Here is an 18,433-nt window from a genome sequence, read left to right as displayed (position 1 = left end):
GTCGAAGGGTCGGCGCTACCCTCGTAGACATGCGCCTCCGCTCTCTGACGCTGATCATCGTTGCGACGAGCGCTCTGCTCACGGCATCCGCTGCTGCGGCATCCGCGGCGGAGACCGACGTCGACGACTTCGACTTCTCGTCATGGGAGTCGACCTTCGAGGTGGGGATGGATGCCGACGGGCGCGCCACCCTCCACGCGACCGAGACCCGCGTGGCCGAGTTCCCGGAGTCCGACCAGAACCGCGGCATCGTGGCCGGGTACCCGGAGCGCTACCAGGGCGCGTCGCTCGACACGCGCATCCTGTCGGTGCGCGACGAGAACGGCGACGACGTCCCGTACGAGACCGAGGAGGACGACGGCATGCTGTACGTCCTCACCGGCACCGACGACTACGTGCACGGCTCGACGACCTACGTCATCGAGTACGAGATGCGCGACGTGATCCTGGCGGCATCCCAGACGAAGGTCGACGAGTTCTACTGGGATCTCCTGCCGCTCGACAGCACGCAGGACATCGGCCGGTTCGACGCGACCGTCCGCTTCGACGAGAGCCTGGCGCCTCACCTCACCGGCGATGCCGCCTGCTATCAGGGACCGCAGGGATCGACCGATCGCTGCGACATCGACCGCTCGGGTGAGACCTTCACGGTCGCCGCCGACGCGCTGTCTGCCGGCGAGGGTGTCACGGTCGCCATCGCTCTCGAACCGGGAACCGTCACACAGCCGCCCGCACGCCTCCCCAATCCCGCGACCGACGTCCTCCCCTACGCCGTCGGCGGCGCCGCCGCGCTCCTCGGCATCGGCGGATGGGTCGCGACGGCCATGATGGTGCGGCGCCGCCGCCGGGGCACGGGCATCGTCGTCGCGCAGTACGACGTGCCCGACGCCATGCCGCCCCTGCTGGCGAGCACGATCATCCCGGGGGCGAAGAACCCGCTGACGGCGCAGATCATCCATCTGGCGGTGCGCGGGATGCTGCGCCTGGAGGACATCCCGGAGGAGGGCCAGAAGAAGCGGCGCCCGCGCCTGCGTCGACTGGACGCGCCGATCCCCGATCCGATCGACGGGCGGTCGCTGAAGGCGCTGTTCGGCAGCGATGAGACCGGCATCGTCATGAAGATGCCGAAGAACAGCAAGGCGTTCGCCGGCAGGATCCAGTCGCTCCTGAAGGCCTCGTCGAAGGAAGCGGGCAAGCGCGGGTGGACCGAGAAAGTCGGGAGCACGACGGCGCGCGTGATCGCGTCGATCGCTCTCATCGCCTTCGCCGGCATGCTCGGGCTGGCCGTGTGGAGCGCGATCCAGGGACGGGAGTCGGCCGCCCCGCTGCTGTTCGTGACCCTGCTCGTCGGCGTCTTCGTGATCATCTCGAGCGTCGTCGCGTTCCGACGGCACACGGTGCTCACCCGCGAGGGCGCGCTGCAGCTGGAGTACCTCGAGGGCGTGCGGGAGTTCATCCGCGTCGCAGAAGCCGATCGCCTGCGGATGCTGCAGTCGTACTCCGGCGCCGAGCGCCGCAGCGACGGCGGCGTGGACGTCATCCACGTGTACGAGCGGCTGCTCCCCTACGCGATCCTGTTCGGCGAGGAGAGCGAATGGGGCAGGGTGCTCGAGAACATGTACGCCCAGTACGAGCGGCATCCGGGCTGGATCGACGGCAACAGTTATTACATCGTCTCGCGCGTCGCGCTGCTCTCCAGTGCCACCCGCACCTCGTCGACGTACTCGTCGCCCTCGGGCGGCAGCTCATCGGGCTTCGGCGGATCCTCCGGCGGCGGGTTCTCCGGCGGCGGGGGCGGCGGAGGCTTCTCCGGCGGGCGCTGAGCGGCGGCATCCGGCGTCGACAACGCAGAACCCCCCTTCACGGGGTCCGGGAAGGGCTGTTCGCGCGTTCTCGCCGGTCGGCGCGCGACTCAGAGCGCGGGAGGGTCGGATGCGTCGCGCAGCGCCGTCTCGATCGTCGACTGCACGAGCGCGGACAGGTATCCGCCGGGGTTCTCGATCCCGATGCCGCGCAGCAGCGACGTGGACTGACCGATGATGGCCCGGGAGAACTCGGATGCCGTCGAGATCGCCTCGGCGTACGCCGCGCGGTCCTCCTCGTCGATGACGACCGGTTCGCAGCCGAGCTCGACGGCCAGCGCCTGCGCGATGGGCAGAACGGGGGCGGGCGCTGTGACCGCGGCGAAGCTGGCCTGCAGCTGCCGCAGGTCCATCGAGGTGCCGGTGAACGAGATCGCCGGATGCACTGCCAGGGGAATCGCGCCGGACCGCTGAGCCGGCTCGAGCACGCCGATGCCGAAGGCGGGGTCGGTGTGCAGCACGAGCTGGCCCGGCTGCCAGGCGCCGAGCTCGGAGAGCCCGCCGACGAGGCCCGGCAGCTCGTCATGCGGCACCGCGAGGATCACGAGCTCGCTGCGCCGCAGCACCTCCTCGGCGTCGAGGACGGGGACTCCGGGCAGGATGCCGGCGACGCGGTCGTCGTCGGATCCGCTCGTGATCCCGACCACCGCATGCCCGGCTCCGCCGAGAGCGGCACCGATCACCGGTCCGACGCGGCCCGCACCGATGATGCCGACGCCGAGGCGACCGTCACGCCTCACGCGACTCCTCAGTGCCTGCCCAGCCCGGCGGCGGGGGTGGAACGGGCGGCGCAGGGGGAAAGGAGGTCCCAGCGTCCTCACCGGCGGGCGCCGGCGAGCCCGCGGTCGGGGTCGAACCGGCGGGCGGCGTCGAACCGGCGGGCGGGGTCGAACCGGCGGCATCCTCGTCGTCCTCCACCGCCCAGCGATGGCCGTGATCGCGCTGCACCGCAGCCGACGCACGCCGGGCGATGTCGCTCAGCGACTCGTTGACGATCGCGCTGTCGATGCCGACGACCTCGCCGAGGACAGGGCCCGTGACGTTGTGCGCCTTCAGGTAGGCCACGCGCTGCAGGCGGTCGACCGGCCCCTGCTGCGACGAGATGCCCTGCATCCGCGCGAACGGGAACACCGCGAGTTTGCGCCACATGACGCCGCGGCGCAGCAGCAGGCCGAAGTCGGTGACCGCGAAGCCGTGCCGCCTCCATGAGAACGGCCGGCGCCACCAGGCGCGCCCGGCCATGACCCGGTAGGGGTCGCCCTGCTTCTGCGGGCCCTGGATGCCGTGCTCCCACACGAGCGGGAGATCCTCCGCGGGCAGGCCGGGCAGGATCAGCCCGAGCACCCGCTGCACGTCGGCGGCGACGCCCACCGGAAGCACGACGTTGAACTGCTGCGCTGTGCTCGACTGCTGCTGCGCCGCGCTCTTGCCGCTCATCCGGTTGATCTTGATCGCCCACCACCCGAACGGCCGCCACAGCAGCGACTGGGTGACCTCGGCCGCGAAGATGCGGCCGGGCGGGATCGTCTCGGTGATCGTGGTGAACAGGCCGTAGGTGATGCGCACGCCGTCCGGGGTCGCCGCGATCGAGTAGCGCAACGACTTCGAGATCTGCGCCCACGTGATCGCGACGGCGGCGATCACGAACGGGATGCCGATGCCGAGAGAGACGCCGAGCACCCCGAACCACGCATCCGGGCCTCCGTCGGAGAGGATCGCCGGAACGGTGAACGCCATCGTGATGCCGAACAGCACGAGGAAGAACAGCAGCCACAGCACGCCCGACAGGAGCTGGGATCCGACGAGCCTGCCCGTCGGGATCTTCACGACACTCTCGGGTGCCACATCGGCGAGGTCGACCCCCTCGATCAGACCGCTGACGCCGGTGTTCATCGATCCGACGAGCTGCGCCCTGCGGGTTGCGGCCGGTCCCGTGCCCGCCTGCCGGGCCGCACGCGCGGCGCGTGCTCCTGATGCCAGCCGCAGGATGTCGGCGCGCACGCCCTCGGCCTTGGCTGTCGAGAGGTACTCGAGCGGCACGTTCGCGTCGGTGCCCGCACCCACGACCTCGAGCTTGGCCATGCCGATGAGCCTGGCCGGGAACGGGCGGGTGAGGTTCACGCCCTGGACGCGATCCAGGGGCGCCCGCCGCTGCGAGCGGAAGACGATGCCCTTGCGCACCTCGACGTGCTCGTCCGAGATCCGGAACTGCTGGAATCGCCACACCAGCCAGAACGCCGCGATGATCACGACCAGCACTCCCAGCACGACGCCGAGCGCGATGAGGATGAGGTTGTTCGACAGCACCCAGTCGACGGGGTCGCCGGCCGAGTAGTCCTCGACGTGCGCCTCGGGGGTGAAGGCGTTCACAAGCCAGTAGATGATCCGGTCGCGGAAGCTGTTGAGAACGATGCCGGCGGCGATGATGAGCACCAGCCCGCCCTTGAACAGCGGCGTCAGCGGGTGCAGGCGGTGCCACTCCCCGTCGGCGAGGGACTCCTCGGCGGGCGGCGCCGCGGGGATCGGCGGCAGCGGCTGCAGCTGCTCGCCGTGCCCCTGATCGGCGGGTGCTCCCGGCTGCTCGGGGGTGCTCACAGGCCGGTCCGGCGGGTCTCGGCGACGTCGATCAGCGTGTCGCGCAGCGCCTCGGCGGCCGCCTGCGTGAGGCCGGGGATCTGCACGCCCGTGGTCGCCGCGGCGGTGACCATCTTCAACTGCGAGACCCCGAACGCGCGATCGAGCGGACCGTGCGTGATGTCGACGAGCTGCATGCGGCCGTACGGGACGGCGATGATGCGCTGCCACAGGATGCCCTTGCGGAAGACGATGTCGTCGTCGCGCAGCATGTAGCCGATCGCCCTCGCCTGTCGCGGGAGGATCGCGAGGGTGATGAGGGTGGCCGCGGCGAGGATGCCGCCGGGGATCCAGACCCAGGACTGGTCGAACACGAAGGCGACGACCAGCACGACCACCACGAGCACGGCGAGCACGATGCCGTTCTGCACGAACTGCGAGGTCACGTAGCGGGGGGAGATCTGGTGCCACGTGCCGTCGAGCGCGAGGCGTCCTGCGCCCCGCGGTTCGTGCAGCCGGTCGTAGGTGCCCTCGTCGAGCACGGAGGGCGCTTCGGGCCGATCAGCTCCCGTCGGCTCCGGCGGGGTCATCTGGCTGTCGGTCATCAGGATCCTTCGGCAGGGTGCAGAACTGTTCGGCGACGAGGGCCGCGACCACGAGCACGAGAGCGCTCACGATGAGTGCGGCCATCGCCACAGTCGACCCTACCTGGGGTGCCACCGGGCGCGACAGGAGGAAGACGAGCAGCCCGGCACCGAACCCGGCCACGAGCGCTCCGAGCAGGCTGGATGCTCGTGCCAGCGTCGCCGCGCGCATCGCGCTGAACGGATCCACGCGCGTGCGCGACCGCCCGCTGACGCTGCGGCGCACCGGCCACGCGAGCCCCAGGGCGGCCGCCGCGAGCAGCAGGAGCAGCACGGGCAGGAACCCCGACGGCGCGAAGGTCGCCCGTCCGCCCGCGGTGAGCAGGTGGTCCACGAGGTATCCGGCCCCGCCTCCGGCGAGCGCCAGGAGGACGAGGATCAGAGGCGATGTGCGCTTCATCCGTCCTCCGCGCTCCCCTCGCCGCGGCGCAGATCGTCGACGAGTTGGGCGACACGACCGCGACCGGGGACCACGGCCTCGGCGTCGAGTTCGAGCCACGGTTCGAGGACGAACAGCCGCTCGGCGGCCCGCGGATGCGGGATCAGCAGATGCGGATCGTCCGAGCGCAGATCGCCGTAGGCGATGAGGTCAAGGTCGAGGGTGCGGTCGCCCCACCGCTCCCGGCGCTCGCGGCCGTGCTCCTCCTCGATCGCGTGCAGGAGCCCCAGCAGCACCTGCGGTGCGAGCCGCGTGGTGACCAGCGCGACGGCGTTCACGTACCCGGGGGCTTCCGGATCGGGTCCGTCCAGCCGCACGGCGACGGTCTCGTGCAGGTCGGACAGCCGGACGTCGTCGACGAGCGGCAGGCGGGCGATGCGCTCGGCGGCGTTGCGGATCGTCCTGCTCCGCTCGCCGAGGTTGGCGCCCAGCGCGACGACGGCGGTGACGGCGTCCCGACCGGGTCGCGGGTCGCGGGCGGGGATCGGCGGCATCCGCACCATCAGAGCGCTCCGCCCCGGTCGCGGCGGATCGTCACGGCGACGTCGGAGAACGTCAGCGGGATCGGCGCGTGCGGCTTGTGCACCGTGACCTCGGCGATCTGCACGCGCTCGTCGGCGAGGGCGACGTCGGCGATGCGCTGCGCGAGGGTCTCGATGAGGTCGACGGGGTCGCCGGCGACGAGCGCGGCGACCTGCTCGGCGAGCTCGCCGTAGTGCACGGTGTCGCGGACGTCGTCGGATGCGGCGGCCGCCGACAGGTCGAGATGCAGGCGCAGGTCGATGACGAAGTCCTGCCCGTGCTCGCGTTCGTGTTCGAAGACGCCGTGGCGTCCGAACACGGTCAGGCCGGTGAGGGCGATCTCGTCCATTCAGCCCTCCCAGGCATGTGCGATGGCCAGCGCGTCGCGGGTCGCGGCGACGTCGTGCACTCGCACCGCCCAGACGTCGTGGCGGACGGCGAGCGCACTCGTGACGGCGGTCGCGAGATCCCGGCGCTCCACGGAGACGTCCTCCGCGCCGCTCCCTGAGGCCGTCGTAGGGTCGGCGCCAGCGGCGCGAAGGGTCTCGACGAGGAACCGCTTGCGAGACGTACCGATGAGCACCCGGTATCCGAGCGCCGTGATGTCGCCGAGGCCACGCAGCACATCCCAGTTCTGTGCGCCCGCCTTCGCGAAGCCGATGCCGGGGTCGAGGATGATGCGCGACGGCGCGATGCCGGCGGCCGCCGCCTCGCCGATGCGCTCGCGCAGCTCTCCGGCGACCTCGCGCGACGGGCGCAGATAGTCGGCGCGCGCGTACATGTCGTCGGACGGACCGCGCCAGTGGCCGATCGCGTAGTCGGCCCCGGATGCCGCGACCGCGGCGAGCATGTCCGGGTCGGCGAGTCCGCCCGAGACGTCGTTCACGATGCGGGCACCGGCGCCGACGGCGGCCGCTGCGGTGGAGGCGTTGAGCGTGTCCACGCTCACGGCGATCCCGCGAGCGGCGAGCTCGGTGATCACCGGGATCACGCGCTGCTCCTCGACCGCAGGGTCGACGCGCTCGGCGCCCGGGCGAGTGGACTCCCCGCCGACGTCGAGCACCGTGGCGCCGGCATCCCGCAGCTCCAGGCCGTGCGCGATCGCACGATCCGGATCGAGGTACCGCCCACCGTCGCTGAACGAGTCGGTGGTGACGTTGACGATGCCCCAGATGCTGGTCACGACGCTCCCCCGATCAGCGTGATGAGCTCCGCCCGGGCGGCGGGCTCGGTGTATTCGCCGCGTGCGGCGATCGTCAGGGTCGAGGCATCCGCCTGGCGTCCGCCGCGCATCGTGACGCAGCCGTGCACAGCATCCAGCACGACGAGCACGCCGCGGCTGTCGAGGTTCTCGGCGATCGTGTCTGCGATCTGCTCGCCGAGGCGCTCCTGCACCTGCGGGCGGGCCGCGACGGTCTCGACGACCTTCACAAGCGCACCGAGGCCGACGACCTGCTCCCCGGGCAGGTACGCGATGTGCGCATGACCTGCGAACGGCAGGAGATGATGCTCGCACACCGAGCGGAAGCGGATGTCGCGCAGCAGCACCGCCCCCGACGGCAGGGTCTCGGGCGCGGGGCCGCGCGAGACGCTGATCGTGTGCGCGAGGGGAGCTGCGGCATCCTGGCCGACGCCTGCGAAGAACTCGTCGTACAGTTCGGCGACACGGCCAGGGGTCTGGCGGAGACCCGGACGATCGGGATCTTCACCGATCGCCTCGAGCAGCTCCCGCGTCAGCCGCTCGATCCGTTCCCGGTCGACGGCCACGATCAGGCCGTCGCCGGTCGAGCCTGCCCCGAAGCGGGAGCGCCGCCTGCGGTTCCGCGTGCGGCCTGGGCGTCCGCCGGCGCCTCGACCGACGCTGCGGCATCGGCCGGGATGACGCGCTTGGGCACCTCGATCGGCGGGCGATCCGACACCGGGCGGTCGTCGCTGGAGAGCCACTGCGGGCGCTCGGGGAGCTTGCGCACGTCCTTGAAGATCTCGGCGATCTGGTTGTGGTCGAGGGTCTCCTCCTCGAGGAGGGCCAGGGCGAGGCGGTCGAGGATGTCGCGGTTGTCGCTGATGACCTTGTACGCCTCGTCGTGCGCCTGCTCGATGAGGCCGCGCACCTCGACGTCGACGCGCTCGGCGATCGACTCGGAGTACTCGCGTCCGCGGCCGTAGTCCCGCCCGGCGAAGGGCTCGCCGCCCTCGGAGCCGAGCTTGACCGGGCCGAGCTCGGTGGTCATGCCGTACTCGATGACCATCTTGCGGGCGATGCCGGTGGCCTTCTCGATGTCGTTCGAGGCGCCGGTGGTCGGGTCGTGGAAGACGAGCTCCTCCGCGACGCGGCCGCCCATGGCGTAGGTGAGCTGGTCCTGCAGCTCGTTGCGCGTCACGGAGTACTTGTCGTCGACGGGCATGACCATCGTGTAGCCGAGGGCCTTGCCGCGCGGCAGGATCGTGATCTTCGTCACGGGGTCGGTGTAGTTCATGGCCGCGGCGGCGAGCGCGTGACCGCCCTCGTGGTACGCGGTGATGAGCTTCTCGCGGTCCTTCATGACGCGGGTGCGGCGCTGGGGTCCGGCGATCACGCGATCGATGGCCTCGTCGAGCGCCCGGTTGTCGATGAGCTGCGCGTTCGAGCGCGCGGTCAGGAGCGCCGCCTCATTCAGGACGTTCGCGAGGTCGGCGCCGGTGAAGCCCGGCGTCTTGCGTGCGACGACCTCGAGGTCGACGCTCTTCGAGAGCGGCTTGCCCTTCGAGTGCACCTGCAGGATGTGCAGGCGGCCCTTGAGGTCAGGAGCATCCACGCCGATCTGACGGTCGAAGCGGCCGGGGCGCAGGAGAGCGGGGTCGAGAATGTCGGGACGGTTCGTCGCCGCGATCACGATGACGTTCGCGTTCGGGTCGAAGCCGTCCATCTCGACAAGCATCTGGTTCAGCGTCTGCTCGCGCTCGTCGTTGCCGCCGCCCATGCCGGCGCCGCGGTGGCGGCCGACGGCGTCGATCTCGTCGATGAAGATGATGGCCGGGGAGTTCTCCTTGGCCTGGTTGAACAGGTCGCGGACGCGGGATGCTCCGACGCCGACGAACATCTCGACGAAGTCCGAGCCCGAGATCGAGTAGAACGGGGCGCCGGCCTCGCCGGCGACGGCGCGGGCGAGGAGCGTCTTGCCGGTTCCGGGAGGGCCGTACAGCAGCACGCCCTTCGGGATGCGGGCGCCGATCGCCTGGAACTTGGCGGGGTCCTGGAGGAACTCCTTGATCTCCTCGAGCTCCTCGATGGCCTCGTCGGCGCCGGCGACGTCGGCGAAGGTGACCGTCGGGGTCTCCTTGTTGACGAGCTTCGCCTTGGACTTGCCGAACTGCATGACCTTGCCGCCGCCGCCCTGCATGGACGAGAGCAGCCACCAGAACAGCAGGCCGAGCAGGACGAGCGGGAGAAGCAGCGAGAGGAACCCGTCGAACCAGGTCGCGCGGGGCACGACGTCGTTGAACCCGTCCTTGGGCTCGGCGGCGTTCACGGCCTTCACGACCTCGTCCGCGCGGGCCTCGACGTAGTAGAACTGCACCTGCTCCGAGCCTTCGAAGGCCTTCGACAGGGTCATGTCTACGCGCTGGTCGCCATCGGTCGTGGTCACCTCGGTCACGGTCGATCCGCCGAGCAGGTCGAGGCCCTGCTGGGTCGTGATCTGCTTGGGAGCACCGAGGTTCGAGATCAGCAGGAACCCGCCGAACAGCAAAACACCGATCAGCACCACGTAGAGCAGTGGATTCCGGGTGATCTTCTTCACGTCCATGATGCGTTCAGCGTATCGCGCGCGCCCTAGGCCCCCGCTGTGATTCGCCCACGGCGTACCGGCGTCAGGAGTACACGTGCGGCGCGAGTACGGCGACGTCGCGCAGGTTGCGGTAGCGCTCGTCGTAGTCGAGACCGTAACCGACGACGAAGTCGGTGGGGATGTCGAAGCCGACGTACTTGCAGTCGATCTCGACCTTCGCCGCCTCGGGCTTGCGCAGCAGCGCGAGTACCTCGATCGACTCGGGGCCGCGGGACTCGAAGTTCTCGAGCAACCAGCTGAGCGTGAGGCCGGAGTCGATGATGTCTTCGACGATGAGCACGTGCTTGCCGTGCAGATCGGTGTCGAGATCCTTGCGGATCTGGACGACACCGCTCGACTTCGTGCTGGATCCGTAGCTGGAGACGGCCATCCAGTCCATCGGCGCGTGGAACGGCAGAGCGCGGGCGAAGTCGGCCATGACCATGACGGCGCCCTTGAGGACGCCGACCAGCAGCAGGTCCTTGCCCTCGTAGTCCTTCGCCACCCGGGCGGCGAGCTCATCGAGCTTCGCTCTGATCTGCTCCTCGGTGACGAGGATGTCTGCAAGGTCGTCCTGGATCTCAGCCGCGCGCATGCATCGATTTTAGGTGACCGATGCTGGTTCAGGTGACCGATGCTGGGCGTTCGGCATACTGTGATCATCGAGCGGGCGGACGCCCACGACGGAAGGATCTCCCATGGCTCTTGACGACATCCTCAAGCAGGTGCCCATCGACGACATCGCCGCCAAGCTCGGCGTCTCACCCGCCGAGGCTTCGAAGGCCGTCGAGCAGGGCGGCGCGGTGCTGCTGAGCGGACTGGCGAAGAACGCGCAGACCGAGGAGGGGTCCGCTGCGATCCAGAGCGCACTCCGCCGTCACGAAGGTGCGACGTCCGTGCAGAAGGTCGACGACGTCGACCAGACCGACGGCGGGAAGATCGTCAAGCACGTGCTCGGCGACGACGCCGAGCAGGTGGCTGCGAAACTGAACTCCTCCGACAAGACGCCCGGCATCGACTTCGGCAAGCTTCTGCCGATCCTCGCGCCGATCATCATGGGCCTGATCGCGAACAAGAACAAGTCGGCAGACGGCTCCTCCGGCGGCGGACTCGGCGACATCATCGGCGGGCTGCTCGGCGGCGGGAATGCGGGCGGGGCATCCTCGGGCGGTGGCCTCGGCGACATCCTGGGCGGCATCCTCGGCGGCGGCTCGTCCTCGGGCGGCGGCGGGATCGGCGACATCCTCGGCGGCCTGTTCGGCGGCAAGAAGTAGCCGCGTCGACTCCTCGTTGCGCTCGCTCAACGACCCGCAACGCCTCACCCGCGGGTCGTTGAGCGAGGGCACAGCCCGAAGACGAAACGGGCTGAGCGAGCGGAGCGAGTCGAAGCCGCCTACTTCGCCGTGAAGACGATCCGCACTCCGCGGCGCGCTGCCGAGCATCCCGGCAGGTCGATCGGGCCCTGACCCGACCAGTCCGTGACGAGCCGCGCGACCTCGAGCGTCTGCGATCGCGTCAGGCTCACGCCGAACTCGCTGTCGACGACGAGGCGGATGATTCGGTTGCGCAGCGCGGCCGGATTCGCGGCGAGCGCTGCGACGCTCACAGAGATGCCCGCTTCGGCGTGCTCGACGATGTCCTCGATCGTCTCGTGGATCATCTCCTCGAACGCCTCGGCATCCTCGCGCAGCTGCTCGGCGGTGCGTGCCAGGGCCTCGGCGATCCCGGGCCCGAGCTCCGTCTCGAGCACGGGCAGCACGTTCTCGCGCACCCGCACGCGGGTGAAGCGGTGGTCGCGGTTGTGCGGGTCGTTCCAGGGCTCGAGATCGGATGCCGCACAGAACGCCTCAGTCGTCGCACGGCGCACGGCGAGCATGGGGCGCATCCAGATCGTGCCGTCCTCGTCCTCGCGGCGCGGCGCCATGCCCTGCAGACTCGTGGCGCCCGACCCGCGGGACAGCCCGAGCAGTACCGTCTCGGCCTGGTCGTCGAGCGTGTGACCGAGCAGCACGGCGGCGGCACGCTCCCTGGCCGCGACAGCGCGGAGAGCCGCGTACCTCGCGTCGCGCGCCGCGGCCTCCGGTCCGTTCGCGTCAGCGGCGACGTCGACGCGCTCCACGATCGCGCGGTTGCCGAGCGCCTCGGCCTTCTCGGCGGAGGATGCCGCGGCATCCGCAGAGCCCTCCTGCAGCCCGTGGTCGATCGTGACGGTGACGACCTCGATCCCGCGCGAGCGCGCCTCGAACGCGGTAGCCGCCGCGAGCGCGAGCGAATCGGCACCGCCGGAGAGGGCGACGATCACCTTCGCCCTCTCGGGGAGGCTCCCCAGCGCGGTGCGCACGGCGAGGCGGATCTCGGCGATAGCGGGGCTCAGTGATGGCACCTCACCACGCTAGCCGCTGGACGTTCAGCGCGTTCGCGCTGTTCCTGCTGGCATTGACCGGGCTCTCGCCAGACCGCTGAACAGGCTCGTCGGGGCGCGCGGGTAAGCTTGCTCCGGCATCCCTACCGATTTCCGAGGAGCACACGCATGGGCGCACACGACGCCGTCATCGAGATCCCCCGCGGCAGCCGCGTCAAGTACGAGGTCGACCACGAGACCGGCCGCGTCCACCTGGACCGCGTTCTCTACACGACCTTCGGGTACCCGGCTGACTACGGCTACTTCGACAACACGCTCGGCGAGGACGGCGACCCGCTGGACGTCCTCGTCCTGCTCGACCACGCCATCTACCCCGGCGTCGTCGTCGAGGTGCGCCCCGTCGCCGTCCTGAAGATGAGCGACGAGGCCGGCGGAGACGACAAGCTCGTCGCCGTGCTCTCCAAGGACCCCCGCTGGGCGCACATCCAGGATGTCGGCGACCTGGCCGAGTACACGAAGAAGGAGATCGCGCACTTCTTCGAGCACTACAAGGACCTCGAGCCGAACAAGTGGGTCAAGGTCGACGAGTGGGGCGACGCCGCTGAGGCGCAGCGCATCCTCGACGAGGCGATCGCGCGCTTCGGCGAACAGCAGCACTGATCTGACGACGAAAGCCCCGGCTGCGGCCGGGGCTTTCTCGCGTCTCGGGCGTCTGCGGTCAGACCGAGATGCCGCGCGCCGCCAGGAAGGCGATGGGGTTCGTGTAGCCGCCGTTGATGTAGACCTCGAAGTGCAGGTGGCAGCCGACGGACGCACCGGTGTTGCCGGCGTAGGCGATGACCTGGCCCGCGCTGACGCTGGCGCCGCTGCGCACGGCGAAGCCGCCGTTCACGATGTGCGCATACCCCGTGGCCACGCCCCCGCCGTGCTGGATGCGGATGTAGTTGCCGTAGTTGCCGTTGGGGCCCGCGTAGTCGACCGTGCCCGAGTGGGCGGCGAAGATCGGAGCGCCGCAGCCGTTGGCGAGGTCGACGCCGTAGTGGTAGCTGGAGCACGTGGAGCACGGCCTGGGACGCCAGCCGAACCCGGCACTTCGCCATCCGCCGTGGGGGCGCACCCAGCCGCCGGTACCGGCCGATCCGCCACCGCCGCCGCCACCGCCACCGCCGCTGTTGTTGTTCTTGGCAGCTTCCTCGGCAGCCCTGCGCGCCTCCTCGGCAGCCTTGCGCGCCGCCTCGGCAGCGGCCCTCCGCCGCGCCTCCTCGGCGGCCTTGCGGACGCGCTCTCCCTCTTGGTAGTCGGACACGGTCTTGGCCGTCGTGTCCTTGAGCGCGGCGAGCTGGGCCTGCAGGGTGCCCAGGTACTCCGTCTGCTCGTCGAGCGCGGCTTGGGCGGCGGTGGCCGCCTGCTGGGCGGCGAGCATCTTCTGCTCGGCGATCTTCTGCAGCCGGTCGCGCTCGGTGCGTGCGACGGCGGCCTGGTCGCTGAGAGACTGCGCGGAGTTGCGCGCGGCGACGGCCTTGTCGTAGACGGACTGGTTGTAGCCGAGGAGCTTGTCCATCGTGCCCAGACGCGAGAGGAGCTCATCGGCGTTCGCGGCCGAGCCTGAGAAGAACAGCTCCAGGGCGGTGTCATCGCCGCCATTGCGGTACAGCTGCCCGGCGACCTGACCGGCCTTGCGCGCGGACTCGTCGGCGATCTGCGCCTGCTCGTCGGCCTGCGCCTGGAGCGCCTCCGCCTCGGCGATGGCCTCGAAGTAGGCCTGCTGCGCCTCGTAGAACTCGTTGCCGGCGGCTTCGGCGGCCGCCTGCGTCTCGGCGACCTTCTGGGTGAGCGACTGGATCAGGCCCTGGATACGGGAGACCTCGGACGCCTTCGCCGCCTCGTTCTGCTTGGCGCGCTGGACGTCGTCCCAGCTCGGGTACGACGCGGCATAGGCGGCGCTGACGCCGGAGCCGATGCCGAAGGCGCTGAGAGCGGCGACACTGAGGACGCCGACACCGAGGGCGTTCCGGCGCGTCAGCCCGCTCTTGTCCCAGAGGGTACGACGCTCGGCGGTGCTGGGCGCGCAGTTGCAGGAGTCGCCTGCTTCGAGCGCAGCATCCATCGGGGACTGCTCGACGTCCACACGGCCCCTCTCGCCGAATTCACTCATGCCACAGTAACAACATCCTTAACATCCGCAACAGGTTGACGTCTGCGGATGAGGGCACGGCCCTGCATTCATCGTCCTCCCGAAACGCCCGGGGTACCGGCAGGCTCGCCCTCGATTCGTGTTTTCGTCGAAACATCCCTTATGCTTGAGCGTCGGCAAGGAAGTCCCCCGGGACACCCTTCGGCCCCATCGTTTAGCGGCCTAGGACGCCGCCCTTTCACGGCGGTAGCACGGGTTCGAATCCCGTTGGGGTCACTCCATCCGATACAATTGAAAAGTTATGGCCCTGTAGCGCAGTTGGTTAGCGTGCCGCCCTGTCACGGCGGAGGTCGCGGGTTCAAGTCCCGTCAGGGTCGCTCTAAGCGACGGGCCCTTTTTTCGAAGAGGGCCTTTCGTCTAGGATGCGGCGGATTTACGATGTGCCGCATGGCTCTGTAGCTCAGTTGGTAGAGCGCACGACTGAAAATCGTGAGGTCACGGGATCGACGCCCGTCGGAGCCACTGCCCCTGATCCTAGGCTTCTACTGGGATCGGGGGCTTTTTCGTTTCCGCAACCGCGCTCCCCGGCGAGGGACTTGACCACATTTTGGCCACACGTTCGCCCGCCGCCACGTCGAGACGACCGGCCACGTGGTCAAGATCGTCGTCGAACAGGTCTGCATACACATCGAGGGTCATTGCGGCGGACGCGTGGCCGAGCATTCGCTGGACGGCTTTGACGTTCGCGCCTGCTGAGATCGCGAGCGATGCGGCCGTGTGACGTAGATCGTGCACAGTCACGGTCGGAAAGCTCGTGTCGCGCTCCTGGAGGCGCTTCAGCGCTGGCAGGAACACTCGCTTGCGGAAGTTGCCGTTGCGCATCTCCAGCCCTCTGCTGGAGACGAACAGCGGCTCATCGGGGCTTTTCCCCGCCGCTCGCTCTCGCAGTGGCGCTTCGAGGAAGGCGGGGAACGGTACCGAGCGGCGCTCGTGCGTCTTCGGCGTTCCTCGAACCAGAGTCCCGCGCACGTCCGTAAGCGCCTCACGGACGTCGATACGCCTGCGGGCGAAGTCGATGGACGAAACCTTCAGCGCGGCCATCTCACCCCATCTGAGGCCGGTGTAGGCCAGGAGAGCGATGAGGTCGGCGTGTCCGTCGCACTCGTGCGCGAGGGCCGCCACCTGGTCGTGCGACAGATAGCCGCGATCCGTCGCCCATTTGCGCGGCATCTGCACCCCATCAGTGGGGTCACGGTTGATACGCCCGTCCCTCACCGAGTACTTCATCAGAGCCGCGAGAACAAAGTAGATCTGGCGCACTGTCGACGGAGCGAGACCCTCCGCCAAGGTCGTGATCCACGCCTGCACCTCACCGTGGCCAATCTCGACGAGCCGACGGCTCCCCCACGCGGGCAGGATGTGGCGATCGAGCGTGTACCGGTAGCCCGAAAGCGTGCTCGGCTTAATCTGCACCTGGCCAGCGATCCACTCCGCGGCGACGTCTGCAACGCTCACTTTCGAGCGTGATGGGTCAGTAGTGCCCCTTAAGGTGGTGTAGCCCGCGGTGGCCGGCTCGTCGCTTACGACGTAAGCGCGGTCACCGTGTGATCCTTCGAGAAGTCTCTTACCTCCACTCGAAAGGCATCATCACGATGACCGCACTTCATATTGTCGACCCTGCGAGCGTGCTCGCTGAAGCCCTGACCGACGCGGCGCCGGATCTGATGCGCAGCCTGCTGCAAACCACGATCAACGCGCTGTTGTCCGCTGATGCGGACGCCGTCGCCGGCGCGGAATGGGGCACGCCGAGCCCGGACCGTGTCGCGCAACGCAACGGCTACCGGCACCGCGACCTGGACACCCGTGTTGGGACGATCGATGTCGCGATCCCGAAGCTCCGAGCGGGCACGTACTTCCCGGAGTGGTTGCTCGAGCGCCGCAAACGGACCGAGACCGCGCTGATCACCGTCGTCGCCGACCGCTACCTCGCCGGCGTCTCGACGAGGCGGATGGACAAACTCGTGAAGACCGTCGGGATCCATTCCCTCTCGAAATCGCAGGTCTCGCGGATGGCCGCCGAGCTCGACGAGCACGTCGAGCAGTTCCGCCACCGGCCCTTGGGCGACGCGGGCCCGTTCACGTTCGTTGCCGCGGACGCGCTGACGATGAAGGTCCGTGAAGGAGGGCGCGTGATCAACGCCGTGGTGCTCGTCGCGACCGGCGTCAACGCCGACGGCCGCCGTGAAGTCCTCGGCCTGCGGGTCGCGACCAGCGAGACGGGAGCGGCCTGGAGCTCGTTCTTCGCCGACCTCGTCGCCCGCGGGCTCTCCGGAGTTCGCCTGGTCACCTCCGACGCTCATCACGGCCTCGTCGAAGCGATCGCGGCGAACCTGCCCGGCGCGGCCTGGCAACGCTGCCGCACCCACTACGCGGCGAACCTGATGTCCGTGACGCCGAAGGCCATGTGGCCGGCGGTCAAAGCGATGCTGCACTCCGTCTACGACCAGCCCGACGCTGCCGCGGTGAACGCCCAGTTCGACCGCGAGATCCGCCGCCGCACCGACAGCGTCGGCATCTTCCCCAACCGCGACGCGATCATCCGCCTCGTCGGTGCCGCCCTCGCCGAGCAGACCGATGAATGGGCCGAAGGACGCCGCTACCTCGGCCTCGCCAAGCCCCGACTCACCCTCATCCCCGACACCGCAACTGAATCGGCCTGACTTTCGTTCCTATCGGGAGCCTTGTCTGGCGGGGGCCGGTTGGGCTGATTGTTGGTCAGCGTAGTACGCCTGCTCGACCTCGAGTGGGGTGCGCATGTCGAGCTCGCCGTGGAGGCGGGAGTTGTTCCACCACCACACCCATTCGAGGGTCGCGAGCTCGACCTGCTCGACGGTCCGCCAGGGACCGCGTTGGCGGATCAGCTCGGTCTGGTAGAGGTTGTTGACCGCCTCTGCCATCGCGTTGTCGAAGCTGTCGCCGACCGTCCCGGTCGAGGGAACAGCGCCGAGTTCGACGATCCTGTCGGTGTAGACCATCGCCATGTAGTTCGAGCCGTGGTCCGAGTGGTGCGTAAGCCCGGTGAGGTCATCGCCGGCGTCCCACGCCGCCATATCCAGCGCCTGCATCGGCAGAATCTCCGCCCGAAGCGTGGCCGCGACGTTCCAGCCCACGATGCGACGTGAGTAGACGTCGGTGACGAACGCGACGTAAGCGAACCCGGACCACGTCGCGACATAGGTCACGTCGCAGACCCAGAGCCGGCGGGGACCGTCGGCGGTGAATCGGCGGTTGACGAGATCCGTCGGACGCTGCAGGGCGGGATCAGACTTCGTCGTGAACACTCGCTTGGACTTGCGCACCCCGCGAACACCGGCGAGACGCATCAGCCGTTCGGTCTGATCACGCCCGATGTCCCATCCCTGTCGCCGCATCAGCGCGTGCATCTTCCGGCGCCCATAGACCCCGTAGTTCTCTGCGTGCAGCCGGACGCTCTCGGGCACTAGCAGGTCATCCTGCAGCTGCCTGGCGGATGGAGTGCGGTTCACCGCAGCGCGGTAGCCGCGTGACGTGAGGAATCCTCTCACTGCCGGTCGGAGGACCTGGCAGATGAGCTCGACCCCGAAACGATCCCGTTGTTCGTTGATGAACCGGATCATCTCGTCGAGGGGTGGTCGAGCTCCTTCGCGAAAAAGATGCTCGCAGCCTTGAGGATCTCGTTCGCTTTCCGTAACTCCGAGACCTCCTTCTGCAGACGCTTGATCTCCGCGGCCGGCTCGGTCGTTACGCCGGGCTTCACGCCGGCGTCTACCTCGTAGCGGCGTTGCCACAATCGCAACGTCTCCGGGCTCATCCCTAGCAATCCGGCCACGTGCCGGACGGCGCTCATCATCGTCGGGTGCGAAGGCCGCGTCTCCGCGAGCATCCGCAGCGCCCGCTCACGCATCTCCGGCGAATACTTCCTGTTCATCGTGTTCCATCCTTACTTGAAGAACGGAACGAAAGTCAGGCCGATTCAAACCGAGGAGGTGAGCGATCCCGTGCTCGAGCTCACCGCCTAACCAACACCCGAAGGATCACCAACGGCTCCACC

Annotated in this window: 18 protein-coding genes and 3 tRNA genes; 7 read left to right on the top strand and 14 right to left on the bottom strand. The window is 69.1% G+C overall.

Annotated elements, in window-relative coordinates; genetic code table 11:
* The first annotated feature begins 29 nt into the window (after positions 1–29).
* Positions 30–1,823: a DUF2207 domain-containing protein gene (locus tag KEC56_RS04580; RefSeq protein ID WP_227529997.1), complete on the top strand. Its 1,794-nt coding sequence runs from the start codon at positions 30–32 to the stop codon at positions 1,821–1,823.
* 89 nt (positions 1,824–1,912) lie between these two features.
* Here KEC56_RS04580 and KEC56_RS04575 read toward each other — a convergent pair whose 3' ends face one another.
* The 10 genes from KEC56_RS04575 to hpt all read right to left on the bottom strand — a co-directional run bounded on the left by KEC56_RS04575 (position 1,913) and on the right by hpt (position 10,442).
* Positions 1,913–2,602 (bottom strand): Rossmann-like and DUF2520 domain-containing protein, encoded by a 690-nt coding sequence (locus tag KEC56_RS04575; protein ID WP_227529996.1) that lies wholly within the window; start codon positions 2,600–2,602, stop codon positions 1,913–1,915.
* Positions 2,592–4,457, bottom strand: a complete 1,866-nt coding sequence (locus KEC56_RS04570) for a PH domain-containing protein (protein ID WP_227529995.1) — start codon at positions 4,455–4,457, stop codon at positions 2,592–2,594. Before KEC56_RS04570 ends, KEC56_RS04575 begins: the two co-directional genes overlap by 11 nt.
* Entirely contained in the window at positions 4,454–5,041 is a 588-nt protein-coding gene (locus KEC56_RS04565; RefSeq protein ID WP_372456231.1) for a PH domain-containing protein, read from the bottom strand. The genes KEC56_RS04570 and KEC56_RS04565 overlap by 4 nt, the downstream gene beginning before the upstream one ends.
* Positions 4,998–5,480 (bottom strand): DUF3180 family protein, encoded by a 483-nt coding sequence (locus KEC56_RS04560; RefSeq protein ID WP_227529994.1) that lies wholly within the window; start codon positions 5,478–5,480, stop codon positions 4,998–5,000. The genes KEC56_RS04565 and KEC56_RS04560 overlap by 44 nt, the downstream gene beginning before the upstream one ends.
* On the bottom strand, positions 5,477–6,013 hold the full coding sequence (folK, locus tag KEC56_RS04555; RefSeq protein WP_227529993.1) for a 2-amino-4-hydroxy-6-hydroxymethyldihydropteridine diphosphokinase: 537 nt from the start codon (positions 6,011–6,013) through the stop codon (positions 5,477–5,479). Before folK ends, KEC56_RS04560 begins: the two co-directional genes overlap by 4 nt.
* A gap of 8 nt (positions 6,014–6,021) precedes the next feature.
* The gene (folB, locus tag KEC56_RS04550; protein WP_227529992.1) at positions 6,022–6,390 is read right to left on the bottom strand and encodes a dihydroneopterin aldolase; all 369 of its coding nucleotides are present in this window, start codon (positions 6,388–6,390) and stop codon (positions 6,022–6,024) included.
* The gene (gene folP, locus KEC56_RS04545; RefSeq protein WP_227529991.1) at positions 6,391–7,224 is read right to left on the bottom strand and encodes a dihydropteroate synthase; all 834 of its coding nucleotides are present in this window, start codon (positions 7,222–7,224) and stop codon (positions 6,391–6,393) included.
* Positions 7,221–7,808 carry a GTP cyclohydrolase I gene (gene folE / locus KEC56_RS04540; RefSeq protein ID WP_227529990.1) on the bottom strand — a complete coding sequence of 196 codons (588 nt, stop codon included), beginning with the start codon at positions 7,806–7,808 and terminating at the stop codon, positions 7,221–7,223. The genes folP and folE overlap by 4 nt, the downstream gene beginning before the upstream one ends.
* 2 nt (positions 7,809–7,810) lie before the next feature.
* Positions 7,811–9,826, bottom strand: coding sequence for an ATP-dependent zinc metalloprotease FtsH (ftsH, locus tag KEC56_RS04535; protein WP_227529989.1), 2,016 nt, complete (start codon positions 9,824–9,826; stop codon positions 7,811–7,813).
* 64 nt (positions 9,827–9,890) lie between these two features.
* Complete coding sequence (gene hpt / locus KEC56_RS04530) at positions 9,891–10,442, bottom strand: hypoxanthine phosphoribosyltransferase (protein ID WP_175986853.1); 552 nt, start codon at positions 10,440–10,442, stop codon at positions 9,891–9,893.
* Between the two features lie 103 nt (positions 10,443–10,545).
* Here hpt and KEC56_RS04525 point away from each other — a divergent pair, with 103 nt between their 5' ends.
* Complete coding sequence (locus KEC56_RS04525; protein WP_227529988.1) at positions 10,546–11,121, top strand: DUF937 domain-containing protein; 576 nt, start codon at positions 10,546–10,548, stop codon at positions 11,119–11,121.
* Between the two features lie 119 nt (positions 11,122–11,240).
* On the opposite strand, the gene tilS is transcribed toward KEC56_RS04525, so the two are convergent.
* Positions 11,241–12,230 carry a tRNA lysidine(34) synthetase TilS gene (gene tilS / locus KEC56_RS04520; protein ID WP_227529987.1) on the bottom strand — a complete coding sequence of 330 codons (990 nt, stop codon included), beginning with the start codon at positions 12,228–12,230 and terminating at the stop codon, positions 11,241–11,243.
* 147 nt (positions 12,231–12,377) lie between these two features.
* On the opposite strand from tilS, the gene ppa reads away from it, so the two are divergent.
* Positions 12,378–12,869 carry an inorganic diphosphatase gene (gene ppa, locus KEC56_RS04515; protein WP_175986846.1) on the top strand — a complete coding sequence of 164 codons (492 nt, stop codon included), beginning with the start codon at positions 12,378–12,380 and terminating at the stop codon, positions 12,867–12,869.
* 58 nt (positions 12,870–12,927) lie between these two features.
* Here ppa and KEC56_RS04510 read toward each other — a convergent pair whose 3' ends face one another.
* Positions 12,928–14,364, bottom strand: coding sequence for a M23 family metallopeptidase (locus KEC56_RS04510; RefSeq protein WP_227529986.1), 1,437 nt, complete (start codon positions 14,362–14,364; stop codon positions 12,928–12,930).
* A 182-nt stretch (positions 14,365–14,546) separates the two neighbouring features.
* On the opposite strand from KEC56_RS04510, the gene KEC56_RS04505 reads away from it, so the two are divergent.
* The 3 genes from KEC56_RS04505 to KEC56_RS04495 all read left to right on the top strand — a co-directional run bounded on the left by KEC56_RS04505 (position 14,547) and on the right by KEC56_RS04495 (position 14,865).
* Positions 14,547–14,619, top strand: a tRNA-Glu gene (locus KEC56_RS04505).
* Positions 14,620–14,646: 27 nt separating this feature from the next.
* A tRNA-Asp gene (locus KEC56_RS04500) sits at positions 14,647–14,720 on the top strand.
* A 72-nt stretch (positions 14,721–14,792) separates the two neighbouring features.
* A tRNA-Phe gene (locus KEC56_RS04495) sits at positions 14,793–14,865 on the top strand.
* 12 nt (positions 14,866–14,877) lie between these two features.
* Here the strand turns inward: KEC56_RS04495 and KEC56_RS04490 are convergent.
* Positions 14,878–15,858 carry a tyrosine-type recombinase/integrase gene (locus tag KEC56_RS04490; protein ID WP_227529985.1) on the bottom strand — a complete coding sequence of 327 codons (981 nt, stop codon included), beginning with the start codon at positions 15,856–15,858 and terminating at the stop codon, positions 14,878–14,880.
* 137 nt (positions 15,859–15,995) lie between these two features.
* Here KEC56_RS04490 and KEC56_RS04485 point away from each other — a divergent pair, with 137 nt between their 5' ends.
* Positions 15,996–17,063: an IS256 family transposase gene (locus KEC56_RS04485; RefSeq protein ID WP_227529984.1), complete on the top strand. Its 1,068-nt coding sequence runs from the start codon at positions 15,996–15,998 to the stop codon at positions 17,061–17,063.
* 9 nt (positions 17,064–17,072) lie between these two features.
* On the opposite strand, the gene KEC56_RS04480 is transcribed toward KEC56_RS04485, so the two are convergent.
* Positions 17,073–18,310, bottom strand: a protein-coding gene (locus KEC56_RS04480) for an IS3 family transposase (RefSeq protein WP_227529983.1) whose coding sequence is annotated in 2 segments (ribosomal slippage) — positions 17,073–18,025 and positions 18,025–18,310 — 1,239 coding nt in all. Because the reading frame shifts where the segments join, the coding sequence is not laid out codon by codon here.
* Positions 18,311–18,433: the final 123 nt, after the last annotated feature.

Origin of the sequence: Microbacterium tenebrionis, assembly GCF_020682665.1 — a bacterium.
GTDB lineage: Bacteria > Actinomycetota > Actinomycetes > Actinomycetales > Microbacteriaceae > Microbacterium > Microbacterium tenebrionis.
The sequence above is the reverse complement of the archived record's forward strand: the minus strand, read 5'-3'. Positions and strand labels throughout refer to the sequence as shown.

Coding starts and splice junctions, on each gene's coding strand:
- KEC56_RS04565 (WP_372456231.1), bottom strand. CDS start 5,041: ATGACCGACAGCCAGATGACCCCGCCGGAGCCGACGGGAGCTGATCGG.
- folK (WP_227529993.1), bottom strand. CDS start 6,013: ATGCCGCCGATCCCCGCCCGCGACCCGCGACCCGGTCGGGACGCCGTC.
- ftsH (WP_227529989.1), bottom strand. CDS start 9,826: ATGGACGTGAAGAAGATCACCCGGAATCCACTGCTCTACGTGGTGCTG.
- KEC56_RS04485 (WP_227529984.1), top strand. CDS start 15,996: ATGACCGCACTTCATATTGTCGACCCTGCGAGCGTGCTCGCTGAAGCC.
- hpt (WP_175986853.1), bottom strand. CDS start 10,442: ATGCGCGCGGCTGAGATCCAGGACGACCTTGCAGACATCCTCGTCACC.
- KEC56_RS04525 (WP_227529988.1), top strand. CDS start 10,546: ATGGCTCTTGACGACATCCTCAAGCAGGTGCCCATCGACGACATCGCC.
- KEC56_RS04580 (WP_227529997.1), top strand. CDS start 30: ATGCGCCTCCGCTCTCTGACGCTGATCATCGTTGCGACGAGCGCTCTG.
- folB (WP_227529992.1), bottom strand. CDS start 6,390: ATGGACGAGATCGCCCTCACCGGCCTGACCGTGTTCGGACGCCACGGC.
- ppa (WP_175986846.1), top strand. CDS start 12,378: ATGGGCGCACACGACGCCGTCATCGAGATCCCCCGCGGCAGCCGCGTC.
- KEC56_RS04560 (WP_227529994.1), bottom strand. CDS start 5,480: ATGAAGCGCACATCGCCTCTGATCCTCGTCCTCCTGGCGCTCGCCGGA.
- KEC56_RS04510 (WP_227529986.1), bottom strand. CDS start 14,364: ATGAGTGAATTCGGCGAGAGGGGCCGTGTGGACGTCGAGCAGTCCCCG.